This window comes from Micromonospora sp. NPDC002389 (assembly GCF_040296095.1).
In the GTDB taxonomy this organism is placed as follows: Bacteria; Actinomycetota; Actinomycetes; order Mycobacteriales; family Micromonosporaceae; genus Micromonospora.
Genome location: NZ_JBEOWP010000024.1, coordinates 1 through 15781, shown reverse-complemented (window position 1 = coordinate 15781; position 15781 = coordinate 1). Strand labels below are relative to the sequence as shown.

Sequence of the window (15781 nt, the reverse complement as noted above, 5' to 3'; positions counted from 1 at the left end):
TCGCTGGACGCGTTGGAGGCCAACACCTCCCTGGTCGGGTGTTGCCCACAGCCGACCCGTTCCAACCTGAACCATTTCCGAGTATCGATGAAAACGATTCGGTTGGCAAGGCCTCGCGCCGGTGCCGCTACCGTGCGGCCGGGGGCGCCGTGCTGTCGCGCAGGATGAGGGTGGTGGCCAGCTCCAAGCGGGCCGGCCTGGGCGTGTGACCCGCTGCCACCGCAAGAACGAGGTCAGCCGCAGCGGCTCCCATGTCGGTGAAGGGCTGCTGCACCGTGGTCAGCGCCGGGCCGCACCACCTGCTGTAGGAGAGGTCGTCGAAGCCGACCACGCTGAGTTCGTGCGGGATGTGCACACCCAGCTGGCGAGCCGCCTCATAGACTCCGTACGCCTGCATGTCGTTGCCGCAGAGGATCGCGGTCGGCGGGTCGTCTAGGCGCAACATCTCCCGCCCGCTGACCACGCCGTCCTCGAAGGCGAACCGCTGGCCGACGCGTACCAGCCGATTGTCCAGCGCCAGCCCGGCCGCTTCCATCGCCGCCCGGGCACCTTCCAGCCTGGCCCTCGCGGACAGGTGGTCGGTCGGCCCGGCGACGACGCCGATGCGCCGGTGCCCCAGATCCAGCAGATGCCTGGTCGCGGTGATCGCGCCGGACCAGTTCGTGGCTCCCACTGACGGAGTGGCATGGGCCGGCTCACCACTGGGATCGAGCATGACCATCGGGATGCCGCTGGTCTCAAGCAAAGCGTGCTGCTCGGGAGTGAAGCCGAGATGCACCGCGATCACGCCACTGGGCCGGCGAGCCAGCAGGTGTCGCGCCCAGTCGCGCCCCACCTTGGTCAGCTGGCGGACGTCGGTCACGCCGACGGCCAGGTTCTGACCGGAGGCCACCCGCTCCACACCGTGGATGATGTGCACGGCGATGCTGGTCTGCATGCCATAGAAGACGACCTCGAGATGCGCCGCCCGGATGAGGTTCTCCGGTCGGCGGTAGCCGCACTCACGCAATGCAGCCTCCACCCGCTGCCGGGTGTCCGATGCCACTCCCGGACGGCCGTTGAGCACCTTTGACACGGTGGGCGCCGACACCCCGGCCATCCGCGCGATGGTGGCCACCGTCAGATCGCCGCGGCGCCGCCCACGCCGCTGACCGATGGAACCGCCGTTCACCGCAGGTGCGGCTGTCACACCGACGTCCGGCGCCTGCGTCTGTGCCCGCCTGGTGCGCGCACGGAGTTCGCGGGATTCGCTGAGCAGCCGTACGCGCACCACCTCGGCGTCACGTTCGGCAGTGGGACCGGCCGGGACCGTCTCCACCAGGTAGCGTCGCTTGCGCGTGACCGGATCGGTACTGACATACACCCGAACTCGAAGCGAACCGCTCGGGAGTCGCTCGATCTCGCCACGCGCCATGCCGACACCGTAGTGACGGGTGGCTCCACGTCAACTCACTGGCTCCACGCCGGAGCGGCAACCGGACTCCACCCGTAACCCCCGTCGTGGAGCTACATGGAGCTATCTGGTGAGGATTGTATGGAGCAGGTAAGAGGCTCCATGAAGTCACCAGGTCCAGCCGTCGTCGGTGCTCCGGAGAGGCGGCCATCACGCGCAGGCCAGGGTGGTCGAAGACTCGCCGCTTGCCAGGGTCGTCCTTGCCGGATACATACACGCTAGCCTGCTCGTTGAGCCACCACGGCGGTAGGCCCAGTTCGTCAGCCACTGCACGCGCCTCATCGAGGACGACTCCGTGCGGGACGAACATCGCGTCGACGTCCCTGGTAACCCGTTTCGCGTCGTAGGCGAGCGCCATCGCGGCACCACCCACGATGAAGATGTCAGCGACGACTCCGCGGCGGACAAGCCGGTCGCCCAGGTGAGCGAAAGCGCGTTCGAGTTCCGCGCGCCCCATGAGGACGCCGTCTGATCCGCTCATGCCGCGGCCAGGTCGTGAACGGATAGGTACACACCGTGCTTCCGGAATGCAGCCGGGGCCCACGCCAGGGCGTCGGCCCGGTGGATGGCCAGTTCGGCCGGGAACCATGCCCGGCGCAGCACACGTGCGTCGACCCATGCGGGCGGAGCAAGATCTGCCTGAGCTAGCAGGTGCTCCGCGAGCGCGGCAAGCAGCGCGTCCCACCGTGGGTCCTCGGTTAGCCCGGGCTCATCTCGCAACAGGTCGACCCTGGTGTCGGCGGGCTCCCAGCGGTACTCCTCCAGAAACTCCCATACGAGCTTCCAGCGAGTCTGGTCGGTGTCAGCGGATGCCAGATGGGTGGCCAACCTGGTCAGAGTCATCGGTTCGTAGCTGGTACCCATTGGGCAAGCCTCACCTTCGAGCCGGCGGCTTCATCCGTTGCAGACTATCGCGGCACCGCCCGCGAACACTGCAGAGGTGAGGTGGCCACGGATGCCTGATTTTGGGCCGCGCCCCTGCTCGGAGGGTTCACTCATGCTGCACGCACGGCATCACCCTTGTGATCTTGGTTGTAGGCAGCGCAGTCTGTGACGCTGCCTGTCAACTAACAGGGAGTGCATGCGAGCGCGACTCTCAGTCAGGATGCAATCGAGAAGACGACAAAGTTGGTCGAGTTTCCCGCTGAGGGACGATGGATCGCCGAGGTCGAAACCGAACGCCGCGCCATCCTGGCGGTGCTCACCCGAGCCCGACCTCAGCAGGCGCACCATCACCTGACACGACAGCAGATAAGCGATCTTGTCACCGCCCTGGGCGACATCGTCACCGTGCTACGAGAGGCCGACCCCGCCGACCGCGCCGAGGTATACCGGCAGATCGGGCTACGCCTGACCTACGACCCCGGAAAACAGAAAGTCCGCGTACAGGCACAGCCTGTAGCGGACTTTCATGGGGAAATGGTTGGTGTCCGAGGATCGACACGAACCGATACCCAGCTTGGATTGGGCCTGATCGGCGTCATCCCGCTCAGCTGATCTGATCTGACCCTACTGGTCTGGAGCGGGGCTCGGGCCGTCGGCCCGAGCCCCGCTTCGGATCCAGGAAGGTCTTCTCGACGGTGATCGCTGGCAGGTCGGTTGACCTCGCGGCCGTGTCGGGTCAGCCCATCGGGGCGGCCTGCGTGTCTGGTGTGATGTACCGGTGAGGGTGCAGGGCGATAGCGAGTTGACGGTGCTGGTGGATCGGTTGCGGCGGGATCGTCGCCGTGACCCGTACTCCGGCCGGGACTCCTACTCGCGCACGGCGCGTGAGGTCGCCGACCGCTGCGAAAGGTTAATCGACGTGGGTGAGGCGTCGGTCGCGGTGCCGTTGCTGCGCAAGGCGGTCGATCGGATGACGGGCACCCTGATGTACATGGATAGCTCCTCTGGCGTGCTCGGCAACGACCTGGCGTACCTGATGGAGGTCTACGCCCGGGCGTGTCGGGCCGCGCCGCCTCGGCTGGCAGGGTTGGCGGCGTGGCTGGTGAAGCTGGTGTGCGACGGCCCGGGCTGGCCGGACGTGGTGCTGCGCGAGTGGGCTCCGGCCCTGGGGCCGAAGGGCCTTGCCGAGGTCGCGCGATTGGTCGACGAGCGTGCCGCAGAGACCGAGCCCGATGACTGGCATCGGCAATGGGCGGTGCGGTACCTGCGGGAGCAGATCGTTGAGGTCTCCGGCGACGTGGACCGCCACGTACAGGTCCTGGCGGAGCGTCTGGTCAGCGCCGACCAGTACGGACGGATCGTCACGGTACTGGGGCAGGCGCAGCGCCCCGCCGAGGCGATCGACTGGGCCCGACGCGGACTCGTCGCTCACCCGTCGGGTTATCAGGCCGTGGCGCTACGTGACCTACTCGTACGGCTGTTGATCGAGACCGGTGAGCCGGAGGCGGCGGTGGCCGAGCGCCGGGCGGCGTTCGATGTCCAACCGACGATCGACAACTTCCGGTCGCTGCTGGCCACGGTAGCCGAGACCGATCAGGACGCCGCGCACACCGAACGGGCGTTGACGGTGGTACGCGAGCGTGCCGCAGGGCAGGCGGGATACCTTCTCCACTTGATCGACGTGCTGATCCTCGCCGGTCGTGACAACGAGGCCTGGTGCACCGGGCTCGCGCGCTGGGACGAGGTTCCTGCCCGGCAGCGCGTCGAACTGGTGGAGTTGCGGCGGCGCACCCACCCGGCCGAGGTATGCGAGCCCTACCAGGCGCTCATCGACGCCCAACTGATGGACTCCTACGACAAACGCCGCTACGACAGGGCGATCACGCTGCTGCGCAACCTGCGCGAGGCGTACGTGGCCACCGGTGAGGTCACCCGTTTCGAGGCGTACCTGGAGGCGTTGCGCGCAGAACACCGCCGCCGGCCGACGTTCCTGGCCAAGCTCGACGCCGCCCGCTTCCAGTCCGGCCGATAGGGTGTGCCTGTGGCGGTCCGCATCGACATAGAAGCGTTTCGTGATTCGGTCCCCACGGCGGTGGATGAGGATGTGGCGCGACTGCTGGCCGACGGCAACGTCGGTGAGTTGGAGTCCGCCGGGGGCGGTGTCCATGCCTTGGTGCGCGACCACGACGCCACCTTCCAGCCCTGGGTGGGCATCGTCGACGGGATCTTCACCGGGGACTGCGATTGCGGGATCAGCGGTGACGACCTGTGCGCACACGCGGTCGCGACCGCGTTGACCGCGTTCCACGCGGGCGCCACCTTCTCCGGCGCCGCCACCCCGCCCGGCGCCGCTCCCAGCGCGCCCAAACACGCCCGCTACCTTCAAGCCGTGCAGCGGCTGTCGCCCCGCCAACTCGCCGAACTGGTGGCGGGGCACGCGGCCCGGGACCGCCTCTTCGCCACCCTGCTGCTGGGCGAGGCCGGCATGCTCGACGCCGCCGACACCTCCGGCCTCGCCGACTTCCGCACTGCGGTCCGGGACGCGTCGACCGTGACCGCCGGCAGCAAGTGGCAGATCTCCGACGTGGAAACCACGGGGCACCGCCTGGCCGCCGAAGTCGAGATCCTCTGCGCCCGCCCCGCGACCCCTGCCGCGCTCGACCTGGTCGAGGAAGCAATCCTCGTCTGGGACGACTTGTCCGGTCATCTCCGCGACGCCTACGACATCACCCGCACCGAACCGCAGGAGATCGCCGAGCCGCTCGTAGGCGCGCACCGTGACCTGTGTGAACGCCTCGACCTCGCCTCGGACGAGATCGCCCAGCGACTCTACCGGCTCCTTGCGCGCTGCCACTACGACACCGTGGACGTTGACATCTACGCCGATCTCCTCGCTGAGCACGCCGTAGGAATGGCTGGTACGGCCGGTTGCTGATCATCGCGCGATGCTTGTGCCGCCCGCCGCAGGACAGGGCAACGCCGCCCGGCAAGCACCGGCGGCGGGGCTACTGCCGGCCCCTACAGGTCGATCGTTGTTTGGTGGTAGTGGCTTGACCAACCGGAGTCGTTAAAGCCCTGGTAGCTGAGCTTGACCGGGAGGAACAGGCGTAGACAAAGTGTCCTCAGTCGATTGCTTGGGTTTCGACGGCCACGGTGGAGCCGGTGGCTGCCTTACGGACGTAGAGGCGGGATGGAATCCGCCGACGTAGTTCCGCGACGTGGCTGACCAGTCCGACGGTACGGCCACCTGAGCGCAGGCCGTCGAGGGCGTCGAGTACCTGGTCGAGTGCCTCTTGGTCGAGAGTCCCGAAGCCTTCGTCGACGAAGAGGCTGCCGAGTTGGGTGCCGCCAGCCTCAGCCAGGACGACATCGCTGAGGCCGAGCGCAAGGCACAGCGAGACCAGAAAGGTTTCCCCGCCGGAGAGGGTGGCCGGGCGGCGTTCCTGGCCGGTCCAGGCGTCGACGACGGACAAGCCGAGCCCATTGCGGCCGGCGCGGCGGCCGGTGTCCGACTCGGTGACATGGCGCAGCAGGTAGCGGTTGTGGGTGACCTGCCCGAGTCGGGTGTTCGCCGCCGTGACGACGTGCCGGAACCGGTGGGTCAGCACATAGGTGGAGAGGGTCATCCGGGTACCGCTGTCGCTGCTCTTGCCCTCGACGAGTTGGGCGAGGCGGTTGGCGATCTCGTACTCGGCGCGGATGGGTCTCCACTGAGCGAGGGCGTTGACCAGATCCGGGCCCAGCTGCTTCAGCCGGTCGTGTTGCTCGACGGCGAGGCCATGCTGGGCGTGCAGCTCCGTGGCCCGCAGTCGGGCGGCTTGGTAGGTCTGTTCGCTGCCCTCAACGTCCGGTGATGGTTGGTGTGCGGCGGCGAGCAGGGTGGGGTCCTGTGCTCGTCCTGCGGCCTGGTGGTACTCGCCGTCGAAAGCGTCGATACGCTCCTGCAGGTCGACGATCTCGGGGTCGGTCAGGGCTGCGGCCCGCGCTGCCACGGCGTCGGCGAACTCCGACAGGTGCAGGTGGTGCTGCGCCTCCCGGTGGGCGTCGGCGAGTTCCCTTCCTGCCTGTAGCCACTGCCCCAGGTTGGTCGCTGCAGTCCTGACCTCGGCGATTTCCCCGGTCAGGCGGGTCACCCGCACCCGCAGGGTCTTGTCCTGGCCACGGACGGCGTCGATGGTCTCGTCGAGTTCGGTGATCTGCGCGGTCAGGGCGGCCTGCTGGGCGTTCGCCACCGCTTCGTCGCGGCCGATGTCGGCGGCTTCGCGGTGCTGATCGGCCAGCATCACGTCGAGGGTTTCCAGATGGGCGCCGAGTTCGTCGGCCAGTTTCGTCGCCTCGGTCGCCGCCCGCACCGCCTTGCGTGCCTCGGTGACCGTCGACTTCGCATGGGCTGCGGTCAGGCCACCGACCGTCTCGGTAACTTCGTTGAGCTGGGCGTTGATGCGCTCGACGGTGATCTCGGCGCTGCGACGTTCGTCGAGCAGTTCGCCCGCCTCCGTCTTGGCGTGGTCCTCGTCAGCGGCGGAGACGGCGTCGGCGGCTGCCTGCGCGGGTTCGGGGTGTTCCGGGGAGCCACAGACCCCGCAGGGCTGACCGGGCCGCAGTTCACCGGCGAGCTCCGCGGCCATGCCGGCCAGCCGACGCTGCCGTACGTCGAGGTGCCGGGCCTCGGCGGCTTGGTGGCGGTCGACGGCAGTACGCCGTTCCTCCTCGGCGGTCGCAAGCTGCGCGGTGAGGTCGTCGCGGCGCTTGCACGCCTTGGCCTGCTTCTGCGCCTCGTCCAGCCGCAGCTCGGCGGCCTCCCGGTCGGCGGCCACCGCCAGGGCCTGCTCGCGCCGGCCAGTGATTTCGGCATGCTCGACCGGCAGCTCGACCAGGCGGGCGTTGACCTTCTCGCTCCGGCTGGCCAGATCTTCGAGCTTCTTGCCGACCGCCGTCCGCTGCCCTCGCAGCGTGGTCCGTCGCGCCTCGCTGTCGATCGCGGCCTCGGCGGCACGCAGCTGCGTGGTGCGGGTCTGTTCCGCCCGGGTCAGCGCGTCGACGTCGAGGTCGGCCACGTCGACGGCCTCCCCGCCGTCCGGGACAGTCAGCGCAATACGGTCCGGCAGCACCGCCACGTCAGCGGGCAGCGAGGCGAGGTGTTCGATCGTCGTACGGCGGAGCAGGTCGAGGTCGGTGTGCCGCCGGTCGACCTGGTCGAGGTACGGCTTCAGCGTCGCTGCCGCGCGGGCGGAGTCGAGCTGGCGCTTCCAGCGGTCACGCAGCGGCTTGCGTGTCGTCAGCTCATCGCGCTGCTGCACCGCCGCCTGGTACTCCCGTTGCTGCCCGGCGAGGGTCGCGGCGGCCTGCCGAACCTGGTCGAGGCGCTGCTCCTCCGCCGTACCCACGGCCATGTTCTGGGCCAAGGCCTCCACCAGGTCAGCGGCCCGGTTTCGGTGCACGGCGGCCCAGGCGTCCAGCTCACTCAAGGTGTCAGGCTTGTCGAGATCGGCGGGCACCTCGACCTTGACCACCTCGGCGAAGCGCTGCGTCAGGTCACGGATCGTGCCGAGGGCCGCGCGTTCCTGCTGGCCGAGTTGCGTCCGGTGCTCCGCCAGCCATCCCTCGGCGCGGGTGAAGATCTCGATGTCGAAGAGGCGCCGCAGGAGCCCCTGCCGGTCGTCGGCAGACGCCTGCAGGAACCTGGCGAACCCGCCCTGGGGCAGCAGGACCACCTGGCAGAACTGCTGGACGTCAAGGCCGGTCTCCGCCCTGATCAGGTCGGCGGCTTCCCGGTGGTCCCTGGTGACGAACTCGGTCCGGTCCGGGAGCTGTTCGACGATCTCGACAACGGCCTGTTGCCGGGTGGTCCCGCTGCCGCGTCTACGGGGACGCATCCACTCCGGGCTGCGGCTGATCAACAGCCGTCGGTTGGTCAGGGTGACGTCCAGTTCGACCCGGGGGCCGACACCAACGGCGGCATGCTGCGAGTGCAGCGACTTGGCATCGTCCCGGAAACCGGGCACGGACCCGTACAGGGCGAAGCAGATCCCGTCCAGGATCGTGGTCTTCCCCGCGCCGGTATCCCCGTGGATCAGGAACAGGCCGTCGGCCGTGAGCGCCTCGAAGTCCACGCTCACCGTGTGAGGAAACGGCCCGAAGGCGGTCATGGTCAGCCGGTGCAGTCGCATCAGCGGGTCACCTCCACCCGGCGCAGCTCGTCGAAGGTCCGCTGCAGCAGCGCGACCTCGTCGTTGTCCGCCGGCCGACCACGCACCTCGGTCACGAAGTCAAGCGCCACCTCCACCGGTGACAGCCGATCCAGATCGGCGAGATCCCGGCCGCCCACCTCGACGGCCAGGCTCGGCACCACGAGCTTCAGCAGATGTGGGAACCGACGCTTGAGCCGCTCGTGCGGCGACAACGGACGCACCGCATCGGTCAACGTCGCCTCGACCCAACACTGCTCATACGCGCTGTAGGCAGGGCTGTTCAACAATTCCTCCACGGTGCCGGTGAGCCGGGCCATCCGCCTCGGCACCGGAGCAGGAACCTCCTCCACACCGCGCAGCCCGTCGACACCAAAATCCACCAGATAGGACGACTTGACGTGCGCGGCCTCGGAAAAGCTGAACGCCAGCGGTGAACCGCTGTACCGCAACCCGTCGGCCAGACGCTGACGCCCGTGCAAGTGACCCAACGCCACATAGTCGACGCCCTCGAACACCGCACCGGGCACATGCTGCACCCCACCCACGCTGATGTCCCGCTCAGTGTCACAACCCTGACCGCCGGACACGAAGGCGTGCGCCATGACAACGGACCGATAGCCGGGACGAAGGGCCAGATCCGACCGAACCCTACCCATCGCTGCACGCAGCGCCGCCGCGTGACTCCGATCCTCGACCCCCCAGGCGGCCACCGCCGACGCCGGTTCGAGGAACGGCACCGGGTAGCAAGCGACCCTCGCGTCCTCATACTCCAGCAGCACCGGCGTACCCACCGCACCCGTGCCCACCCGCACGTGCACACCGGCCCGCTCCAGCAACCGGGAACTGACACCCAACCGCGCCGGCGAATCATGGTTCCCGGCGATGACGACCACCTGGGTTCCCGCCTCCAGCACGAGCCGGGTCTGCGCCTGATCCCACAGACCGACCGCGTCCGGCGGCGGCACTGCCCGGTCGTAGAGATCACCCGCGATGAGCACCGCATCGACCCGCTCGCTCCGAGCGACCTCGACGAGGTGGTCGATGAACGCCTGATGCGCGTCGTGCAGGCTGATGCCGTGCAGATGGCGGCCCAGATGCCAGTCCGAGGTGTGAAGAAGACGCACGAGCCGAGACGCTAGAACATCCATTGACCGCGGCACATCACCCCAGCCGACCACACTTCCGGACGAAGATCGGGTGTGTCCCGGCAGTCCGTACGGGAAACCTTTGATATGGCATGGCTGGAGGACCGGCGGGGCAGTCCACTTGGCACCGTCGGCGCCACTGGCCTTGGAGGGCCCCGTGCCATACCACCACAGCCGACCGGTCGCACTGTCTCACACTTCGGCGGGGACACCTCGGGTGAAGGGTCGCCCGGTGTGGACCATGCGGTGAGCTACCTCCACTTCGGTGGAGAGAGGACTCCACCAAGTTCGGGCGGGGATACCGACACACGGCCGACACTGGCACCGCGCCAGGCGAGTAATAGCCTTACCCTTCCTCCGCGCCGACGGGTGTGGTGAGTGGCCGAGTCCAACAAACCACTACATCGTTTTCCATCCATACCGAGGGCTGACCGTAAGCCTCGGTATGGGAGGCCCTGATGCAGTACACGCCGGAACTCGACGGCCCTGACCTGCTCGGCTGGTGGATACGGCAGTCGCCCCGGCGGGGCCGCCCCCGGACGCGGTACCAGGCAACATCAAAGCCGCTGGGTATCCCATTCGCGTTCTACGGCCGGATGTCGACGCGGGAGTTCCAGGACCGGTTGTCGTCGGCGCGGTGGCAACGCGACTTCGCCGAGGACGTGATCGACGACCGGGGCGTAATCGTGGCCGAGTTCTTCGACGTCGGCGAGTCCCGTCAGGTGCCCTGGACGCGCCGCCCGCAAGCCGCACGACTACTGGCAGCTCTCGCGGACCCTGGCCGGGGGTTCGACGCGGTGGTCGTGGGCGAGTTCGAGCGAGCGTTCTACGGCAACCAGTTCCGCGACCTAGCGCCGCTGTTCAACCTGTACGGCGTGCAGCTGTGGCTGCCCGAACTCAACGGGCCGGTCGACGCCAGCAACGAGTTCCACCTGTCGCTGCTGGCCCTGCTCGGCGTGCACTCGAAACGAGAGGTCCAACGCTCCCGGTTTCGGGCCAAGGCGGCGATGCGCGCCCAGGTGGTCGAGCAAGGCCGTCATCTCGGTGGCCGACCGCCCTACGGCTACCGACTGGCCGGCGCGGGCCCGCACCCGAACCGGGCACACGCCAAATGGGGACGCATGACCTACCGGCTGGAACCTGACCCGTCCGCTGCACCGCATGTGCACTGGATGTTCGCCCAGCGCCTCGCCGGCCGCAGCATCGCCGGAATCGCCCGCGACCTCAACGATCGGCATGTGCCCTGCCCGTCCCGCGTCGATCCCGGCCGCAACCCGCACCGCAGCGGCACGGGATGGACGCTACGCACGGTGGCGGCGATCCTCGCCAACCCTCGCTACACCGGCCGGCAGGTCTGGAACCGGCAGCACACCGAAAATAGCCAGGCGTTGATGTTTATCCGCCTGTCTCGCAGTCTACTTTGCCGGTCTAGTTAGCATTTTGCGGTTCGGGACCTCCTGGGTTTCCGTGTTCACTGGGGGTTCCTAGATCTCCAGTGCGCCTCGCGGGTCGATCGGTCGGGGTTTGCCGGCTCTTCGAAGTTGAGCGGGGTTCGCGGCTGATGGCGACCCGGATATAGAGGACTCGCAGCTCATCGGTGATCATCTGAGTGTCGAGTTCGGATGGTCACAAGTGAAGAGCTGCGAGCATGGTCAACGATACGACCCGGCTGCTGGGGTTGGACGGCCTGGTGGTGGAGCGGGTCGAGTTGGACGCCACCGGTGTCTCGGTGGTGGACCTGTCCACTGGTTGTGAGCAGGCACGATGCTGCCCGGGGTGCGGGCAGCGGGCGGTCCGGGTGAAGCAGTGGGCCACGACTCGGCCGCGGGACCTGCCGGTCGGCGGGCGGCCGGTGCGGCTGTGCTGGCGTAAACGACGCTGGTACTGCCCGACGCCGGCCTGTCCGCGCAGGTCGTTCACCGAGCAGGTCGGGCAGGTCCCGGCTCGTGCCCGGTTGACCACACGGTTGCGACAGACGGCGGGTGCGGCGGTCGCCGACGGCGGCCGCACGATCGTGCAGTCGGCCCGCGATCACGGCGTCTCGTGGCCGGTCGTCGCGGCCGCGTTCACCGCCCACGCCACCGCGGTGTTGCCGACCGAGCCGGAGCCGGTCGCGGTGCTCGGCATCGACGAGGTCCGCCGGGGCAAGCCGCACTGGCGCTGGGATGAGCAGGCCGCCTCGTGGACCACGACCGCGGACCGGTGGCACGTCGGCTTCGTGGATCTGTCCGACGGCCAAGGACTCCTCGCGCAGGTCGAAGGCCGTACCACCGCTGCTGTCACCGGCTGGCTGACCGCCCGCTCACCAGCCTGGCGCGAGCAGATCCGGGCGGTGGCGATCGACATGTGCACCGTGTTCAAGGCCGCGATCCGGCAGGTTCTGCCGCACGCGGTGCTGGTCGTGGACCATTTCCACGTCGTGCAGCTGGCCAACCGGGCCGTCACCGAGGTCCGCCGCCGGGTCACGCTCAGCCAGCGCGGGCGTCGAGGTCGCGGCAGCGACCCCGAGTGGCGGATGCGTAACCGGCTGACCCGCTCGGCCGCTCGGATGTCCGGCAAGCACGTCGACCGCCTGGTGGACACTCTCGAGGCCCTGCCTGCCACGATCGGCGCCCCGATCCTCACCGCGTGGAACGCCAAGGAAGACCTGCTCGACCTGCTCGCGACCGCCCGCACCCACCCCGACCGGGAACACGTCCACCAGCTGCTACGCCGCTTCTACACCCGCTGCGCCGCCTCGGAACTGCCCGAACTCCACCGACTCGCCACCACCATCGAGACCTGGTGGTCACAGATCCACGCGTTCCTCACCACCGGGATCACCAACGCCGGCTCCGAAGGAACCAACCGGGTCATCAAGACCGTCGCCCGCGACGCCTACGGCTTCCGAAACCCCACCAACCAACGACTACGCACCCGCACCGCCACCACCCGACGCCACCGCGGACACCTCTACCCCGCTTAACTTCGAAGAGCCGGTTTGCCGAGGTGTTCGACGTCCTCGAGGGCGTTAGCGGATAGGCGGTAGATGCGGATGGTGTCTTGGGACCGCCTATTAACACCCGCCTAGGCGAGTCCCGCTACAGGAAAGTGCGGAGGCCCACAGAAGTGGAACTGGAGTCCTCCGCACCTTCCCGTCACGTCACGCTGGATAGTTTGCAGCGCACCCGGAATCCTCACGGATCTCCTGTGCGTTACGCGGACCCTCTCCGCCGCTCTTATCGCGATAGGTGTATTTGACAACTTGAGGGTCAGCATCAGCCGGGTATTCGGGCGCCTCGGAGATCACTATCACGTCCGCCACCGTGTGCTGCCCCCCCTTCACGTTGAGACGCAGAGTGATACCAACGAACTCGGGGAGTCCGATGTTCGAGCCCGCTTCGATGGTCGTCGTACGATAGCCGCTGCTGTCGCCAAGCGTGATCCACCCCTCGGCGATGGGCGCCTCCGTTGGATCCGCGACCTTCCAATAGGTAAACCGCATTGACGTAGGATCAAAGTCCGGCACCTTCGCAGCCGCCTGGTTGTCGATCGCCTCGACCCCCACCACCTGCTCACCGTCGCAGAGCGGCGCGTAGATGTGGATTCGATCGCCGATCCGCGCTACGCCGACGGCATAGTAGTCATGGCTGGGCAGCAGGACACCACAGCTGGCCATCAGTAGCGAAATCCCTATCGAAAGGATAACCACTCGCGCCCTTAACACGTGTAGCTCCCTCCGCCACCACTGGCGACTTCAGCGGCCTTTTCGAACCTATTGCAGCCGTCGCCGCCAATCCAAACATCAATCGCCTCGGCTCGAAAGTACAGGGCCGGGAATAGGAGGCCATACCGGCCCCACTGCTCATCACGGTGGTGCTTCTCGTGCGCCGCGAGCTTATCGTTCATATTTTGGGGGCTATTTCTCCATACGAACGTGGTAACATACATAGTTCCACCGCTTGCCGAGCCAAGTGGCAATCGCCCTTGCTCGCACGCCCACATATCATACACGTATTCACATCGTCCGCCGGTGCGCGTGACCAGCCAACGCGTAGCCCGGCCAATATCCTCGGTATGCATCCTCGCCATGCTCTCAAATGCAAACTGGAAGACCGCCTTTGTCAGGCTTACCTTTTCCTCCCCACCCTTGCGCGGGGAGGGAGCGACAGCAAATGGGGAGCGGCCAGGCGCAGGGTTTGGCGTCCGCTTCGGCAGATCCTTGACAGTCTCGTTCTTCTTTTTCGAGTTTCCGCTTACTCGTATTGTACTCTTCCCCGAGGCAGTCTTCGTGACGAATCCACGGCGGTTCTGGCCGCCCCCTTCTTCGAAGTAGAGTCCGGTGGGGTCGGTGTACGTGGCTGGCGAGTTGTTGCCGTAGGCGTAACCATGCATCTTTTGCGGATCTGCTCGGTCCATGACCGGGTCGACAGAGATGAATCGGCTGATGAACACGTCGCACTCTCGGGCACCAATGTGGGTCAGGCCGGTGGGGTCTTGATTCCACCGACGAAGCCCTTATCCATGACGGCCGGCCAAGTTCCGGTGCCGCTCCCGCGCGTCTCGCCATAGGGCAGGGTGCGGCGCTTGGACACCGCCAGGGTGGCGGCGTTGATTGTTAGCTCGGCTGTGCCATGGTGGTCGCCGATGATCCAGTGCAGATTGTTGCTGGTGCGTACGGCGATGGTGGCGCCGGCGTGGTTGTAGTAGCGGGTGGCGGTCTTGGCGGTGGTGGAGTTGGTGTAGCGGCAGGGCCCCGGCAAAGTCGTGACGGTGTCTGATTTGTGAGGCTTGGAGTAGAAGCGCCGTTGGTGGTGGCAGCAAGACGGGCATGACCGGCTCAGAAGATCATCAAGGTTCTCTACGCCATGCTGATCGCCCGAAGTGAGTCATGCCCGCGCTGCCATCATCGCTGATCTCGTCCCTGTCCTGCGCACCGGTGTTGACCGTTGCCGAAACCGCTGGTGGGCTGCCCGAAGCGCTCGCCGGTCTGCCTGATCCACGGGCCCGGCGAGGTGTCCGGCACCGGCTGACAGTCGTGGTCACCGCAGCCGTGTGTGCTGTGGTTGCCGGCTACCGCTCGTATGCGGCGATCGCCGAATGGGTCGCCGACGTGCCGGCGGCAACGGCTCTCGCCTTGGGCATGACCCCGGATCGGCGCCCGTCGGAAGCGATGATCCGTCGGTTGTTGCAGGCCATGGACCCGCAGCTACTGACTGCGGCGATCGGTGTCTGGCTCGCCGGTCGGGCCACCGCCACCACCTCGACGGCCGGCCGGGCGATCGCCGTCGACGGCAAGGCCCCTGCGCGGCTCCCGTACCACCGACACTCCGGCCCGGCACGTGATGACCGCCTGCGACCAGGCCGCTGGTGTGGTCCTGGCCAGCATCGACGTGGACGGCAAGACCAACGAGATCACCCGGTTCGCGCCGCTGCTCGACCAGATCAGCGACCTACGCGATACGGTGATCACCGCCGATGCCCTGCACTGCCAGCGTGAACACGTCACCTACCTCGCCGAGCGCGGCGCGCACTGGATCCTCACCGTCAAAGGCAACCAGCCCCACCTACACGCCCAGCTCACCGCACTGCCCTGGCGGGCAGTCCCGGACACCGCACGTGACACCGACCGCGGACACGGCCGCCGCGAGATCCGCAGCTGCAAGATCCTGACGATCTCCACCGGCATCGACTTCCCGCACGCCACCCAGGCCATCCAGATCCGCCGCCGCAGACGCCGCCTGGACCAGCCGAAACGCTTCACTACCGAAACCGTCTACGCCATCACCGACCTCCGACCCCACCAGGCGAAACCGGCACAGCTGGCCGGCTGGATCCGCGGGCACTGGTCAATCGAGAACAAGATCCACTGGGTCCGCGACGTCACCTACGACGAAGACCGCAGCCAGATCCGCACCGGCACCGGCCCCGAAATCATGGCCGCCCTCCGCAACGCCGCGATCAGCGCCCTACGCCTGACCGGGATCACCAACATCGCCGCCGCCAACCGACATCACGCCCGCGACAGCACCCCAGGGTCATTGCGTAGTTGAGTAGCTGCTGGTCACGGTGGTGATGAGGTCATGGGGGCGGCGGTTGGCGCGGCGGGTTGCTCTGGCGATGTTGGT

The 15781-nt window shown here is 67.5% G+C and carries 14 protein-coding genes and 1 pseudogene; 8 read left to right on the top strand and 7 right to left on the bottom strand.

Features of this window, described 5'->3' with window-relative positions; all coding sequences use genetic code 11:
• Nucleotides 1-127: 127 nt before the first annotated feature.
• Nucleotides 128-1363 carry a LacI family DNA-binding transcriptional regulator gene (locus ABT008_RS28655; protein ID WP_350700164.1) on the bottom strand — a complete coding sequence of 412 codons (1236 nt, stop codon included), beginning with the start codon at nucleotides 1361-1363 and terminating at the stop codon, nucleotides 128-130.
• 385 nt (nucleotides 1364-1748) lie between these two features.
• Between ABT008_RS28655 and ABT008_RS28650 the strand changes: the two genes are divergently transcribed.
• Complete coding sequence (locus ABT008_RS28650; protein ID WP_350700162.1) at nucleotides 1749-1925, top strand: hypothetical protein; 177 nt, start codon at nucleotides 1749-1751, stop codon at nucleotides 1923-1925.
• Nucleotides 1926-1930: 5 nt separating this feature from the next.
• Here ABT008_RS28650 and ABT008_RS28645 read toward each other — a convergent pair whose 3' ends face one another.
• Nucleotides 1931-2317 carry a hypothetical protein gene (locus tag ABT008_RS28645; RefSeq protein WP_350700160.1) on the bottom strand — a complete coding sequence of 129 codons (387 nt, stop codon included), beginning with the start codon at nucleotides 2315-2317 and terminating at the stop codon, nucleotides 1931-1933.
• Between the two features lie 264 nt (nucleotides 2318-2581).
• On the opposite strand from ABT008_RS28645, the gene ABT008_RS28640 reads away from it, so the two are divergent.
• The 3 genes from ABT008_RS28640 (at nucleotide 2582) to ABT008_RS28630 (ending at nucleotide 5273) form a co-directional block, all read left to right on the top strand.
• The gene (locus ABT008_RS28640) at nucleotides 2582-2950 is read left to right on the top strand and encodes a hypothetical protein (RefSeq protein ID WP_350700158.1); all 369 of its coding nucleotides are present in this window, start codon (nucleotides 2582-2584) and stop codon (nucleotides 2948-2950) included.
• 307 nt (nucleotides 2951-3257) lie between these two features.
• Entirely contained in the window at nucleotides 3258-4370 is a 1113-nt protein-coding gene (locus tag ABT008_RS28635; RefSeq protein ID WP_350700157.1) for a DUF6880 family protein, read from the top strand.
• 60 nt (nucleotides 4371-4430) lie between these two features.
• Entirely contained in the window at nucleotides 4431-5273 is an 843-nt protein-coding gene (locus ABT008_RS28630) for a hypothetical protein (protein WP_350700155.1), read from the top strand.
• A 187-nt stretch (nucleotides 5274-5460) separates the two neighbouring features.
• On the opposite strand, the gene ABT008_RS28625 is transcribed toward ABT008_RS28630, so the two are convergent.
• Together ABT008_RS28625 and ABT008_RS28620 are read right to left on the bottom strand one after the other, a co-directional pair.
• On the bottom strand, nucleotides 5461-8508 hold the full coding sequence (locus ABT008_RS28625; RefSeq protein ID WP_350700154.1) for an AAA family ATPase: 3048 nt from the start codon (nucleotides 8506-8508) through the stop codon (nucleotides 5461-5463).
• A complete protein-coding gene (locus ABT008_RS28620; protein ID WP_350700153.1) occupies nucleotides 8508-9707 on the bottom strand; it encodes an exonuclease SbcCD subunit D in 1200 nt (399 codons plus the stop codon). Before ABT008_RS28620 ends, ABT008_RS28625 begins: the two co-directional genes overlap by 1 nt.
• A 425-nt stretch (nucleotides 9708-10132) precedes the next feature.
• Here ABT008_RS28620 and ABT008_RS28615 point away from each other — a divergent pair, with 425 nt between their 5' ends.
• Nucleotides 10133-11110 (top strand): recombinase family protein, encoded by a 978-nt coding sequence (locus ABT008_RS28615; RefSeq protein WP_350700151.1) that lies wholly within the window; start codon nucleotides 10133-10135, stop codon nucleotides 11108-11110.
• Between the two features lie 212 nt (nucleotides 11111-11322).
• Nucleotides 11323-12639 carry an ISL3 family transposase gene (locus ABT008_RS28610; RefSeq protein WP_350700149.1) on the top strand — a complete coding sequence of 439 codons (1317 nt, stop codon included), beginning with the start codon at nucleotides 11323-11325 and terminating at the stop codon, nucleotides 12637-12639.
• Nucleotides 12640-12816: 177 nt separating this feature from the next.
• On the opposite strand, the gene ABT008_RS28605 is transcribed toward ABT008_RS28610, so the two are convergent.
• From ABT008_RS28605 to ABT008_RS28595, 3 genes are read right to left on the bottom strand one after another with little or no spacing between them, the layout of a single operon-like run.
• Nucleotides 12817-13380 (bottom strand): hypothetical protein, encoded by a 564-nt coding sequence (locus tag ABT008_RS28605; protein WP_350700147.1) that lies wholly within the window; start codon nucleotides 13378-13380, stop codon nucleotides 12817-12819.
• Nucleotides 13374-14108, bottom strand: coding sequence for an RHS repeat-associated core domain-containing protein (locus ABT008_RS28600; RefSeq protein WP_350700145.1), 735 nt, complete (start codon nucleotides 14106-14108; stop codon nucleotides 13374-13376). The genes ABT008_RS28605 and ABT008_RS28600 overlap by 7 nt, the downstream gene beginning before the upstream one ends.
• A 26-nt stretch (nucleotides 14109-14134) precedes the next feature.
• Nucleotides 14135-14416: a hypothetical protein gene (locus ABT008_RS28595; protein WP_350700144.1), complete on the bottom strand. Its 282-nt coding sequence runs from the start codon at nucleotides 14414-14416 to the stop codon at nucleotides 14135-14137.
• A 128-nt stretch (nucleotides 14417-14544) separates the two neighbouring features.
• Here ABT008_RS28595 and ABT008_RS28590 point away from each other — a divergent pair.
• Both ABT008_RS28590 and ABT008_RS28585 read left to right on the top strand, forming a co-directional pair.
• Nucleotides 14545-14832: pseudogene (locus ABT008_RS28590) on the top strand (transposase family protein); the annotation flags it as partial.
• Nucleotides 14833-14998: 166 nt separating this feature from the next.
• A complete protein-coding gene (locus ABT008_RS28585) occupies nucleotides 14999-15706 on the top strand; it encodes an ISAs1 family transposase (RefSeq protein ID WP_350700142.1) in 708 nt (235 codons plus the stop codon).
• The last annotated feature ends 75 nt before the right edge of the window (nucleotides 15707-15781 follow it).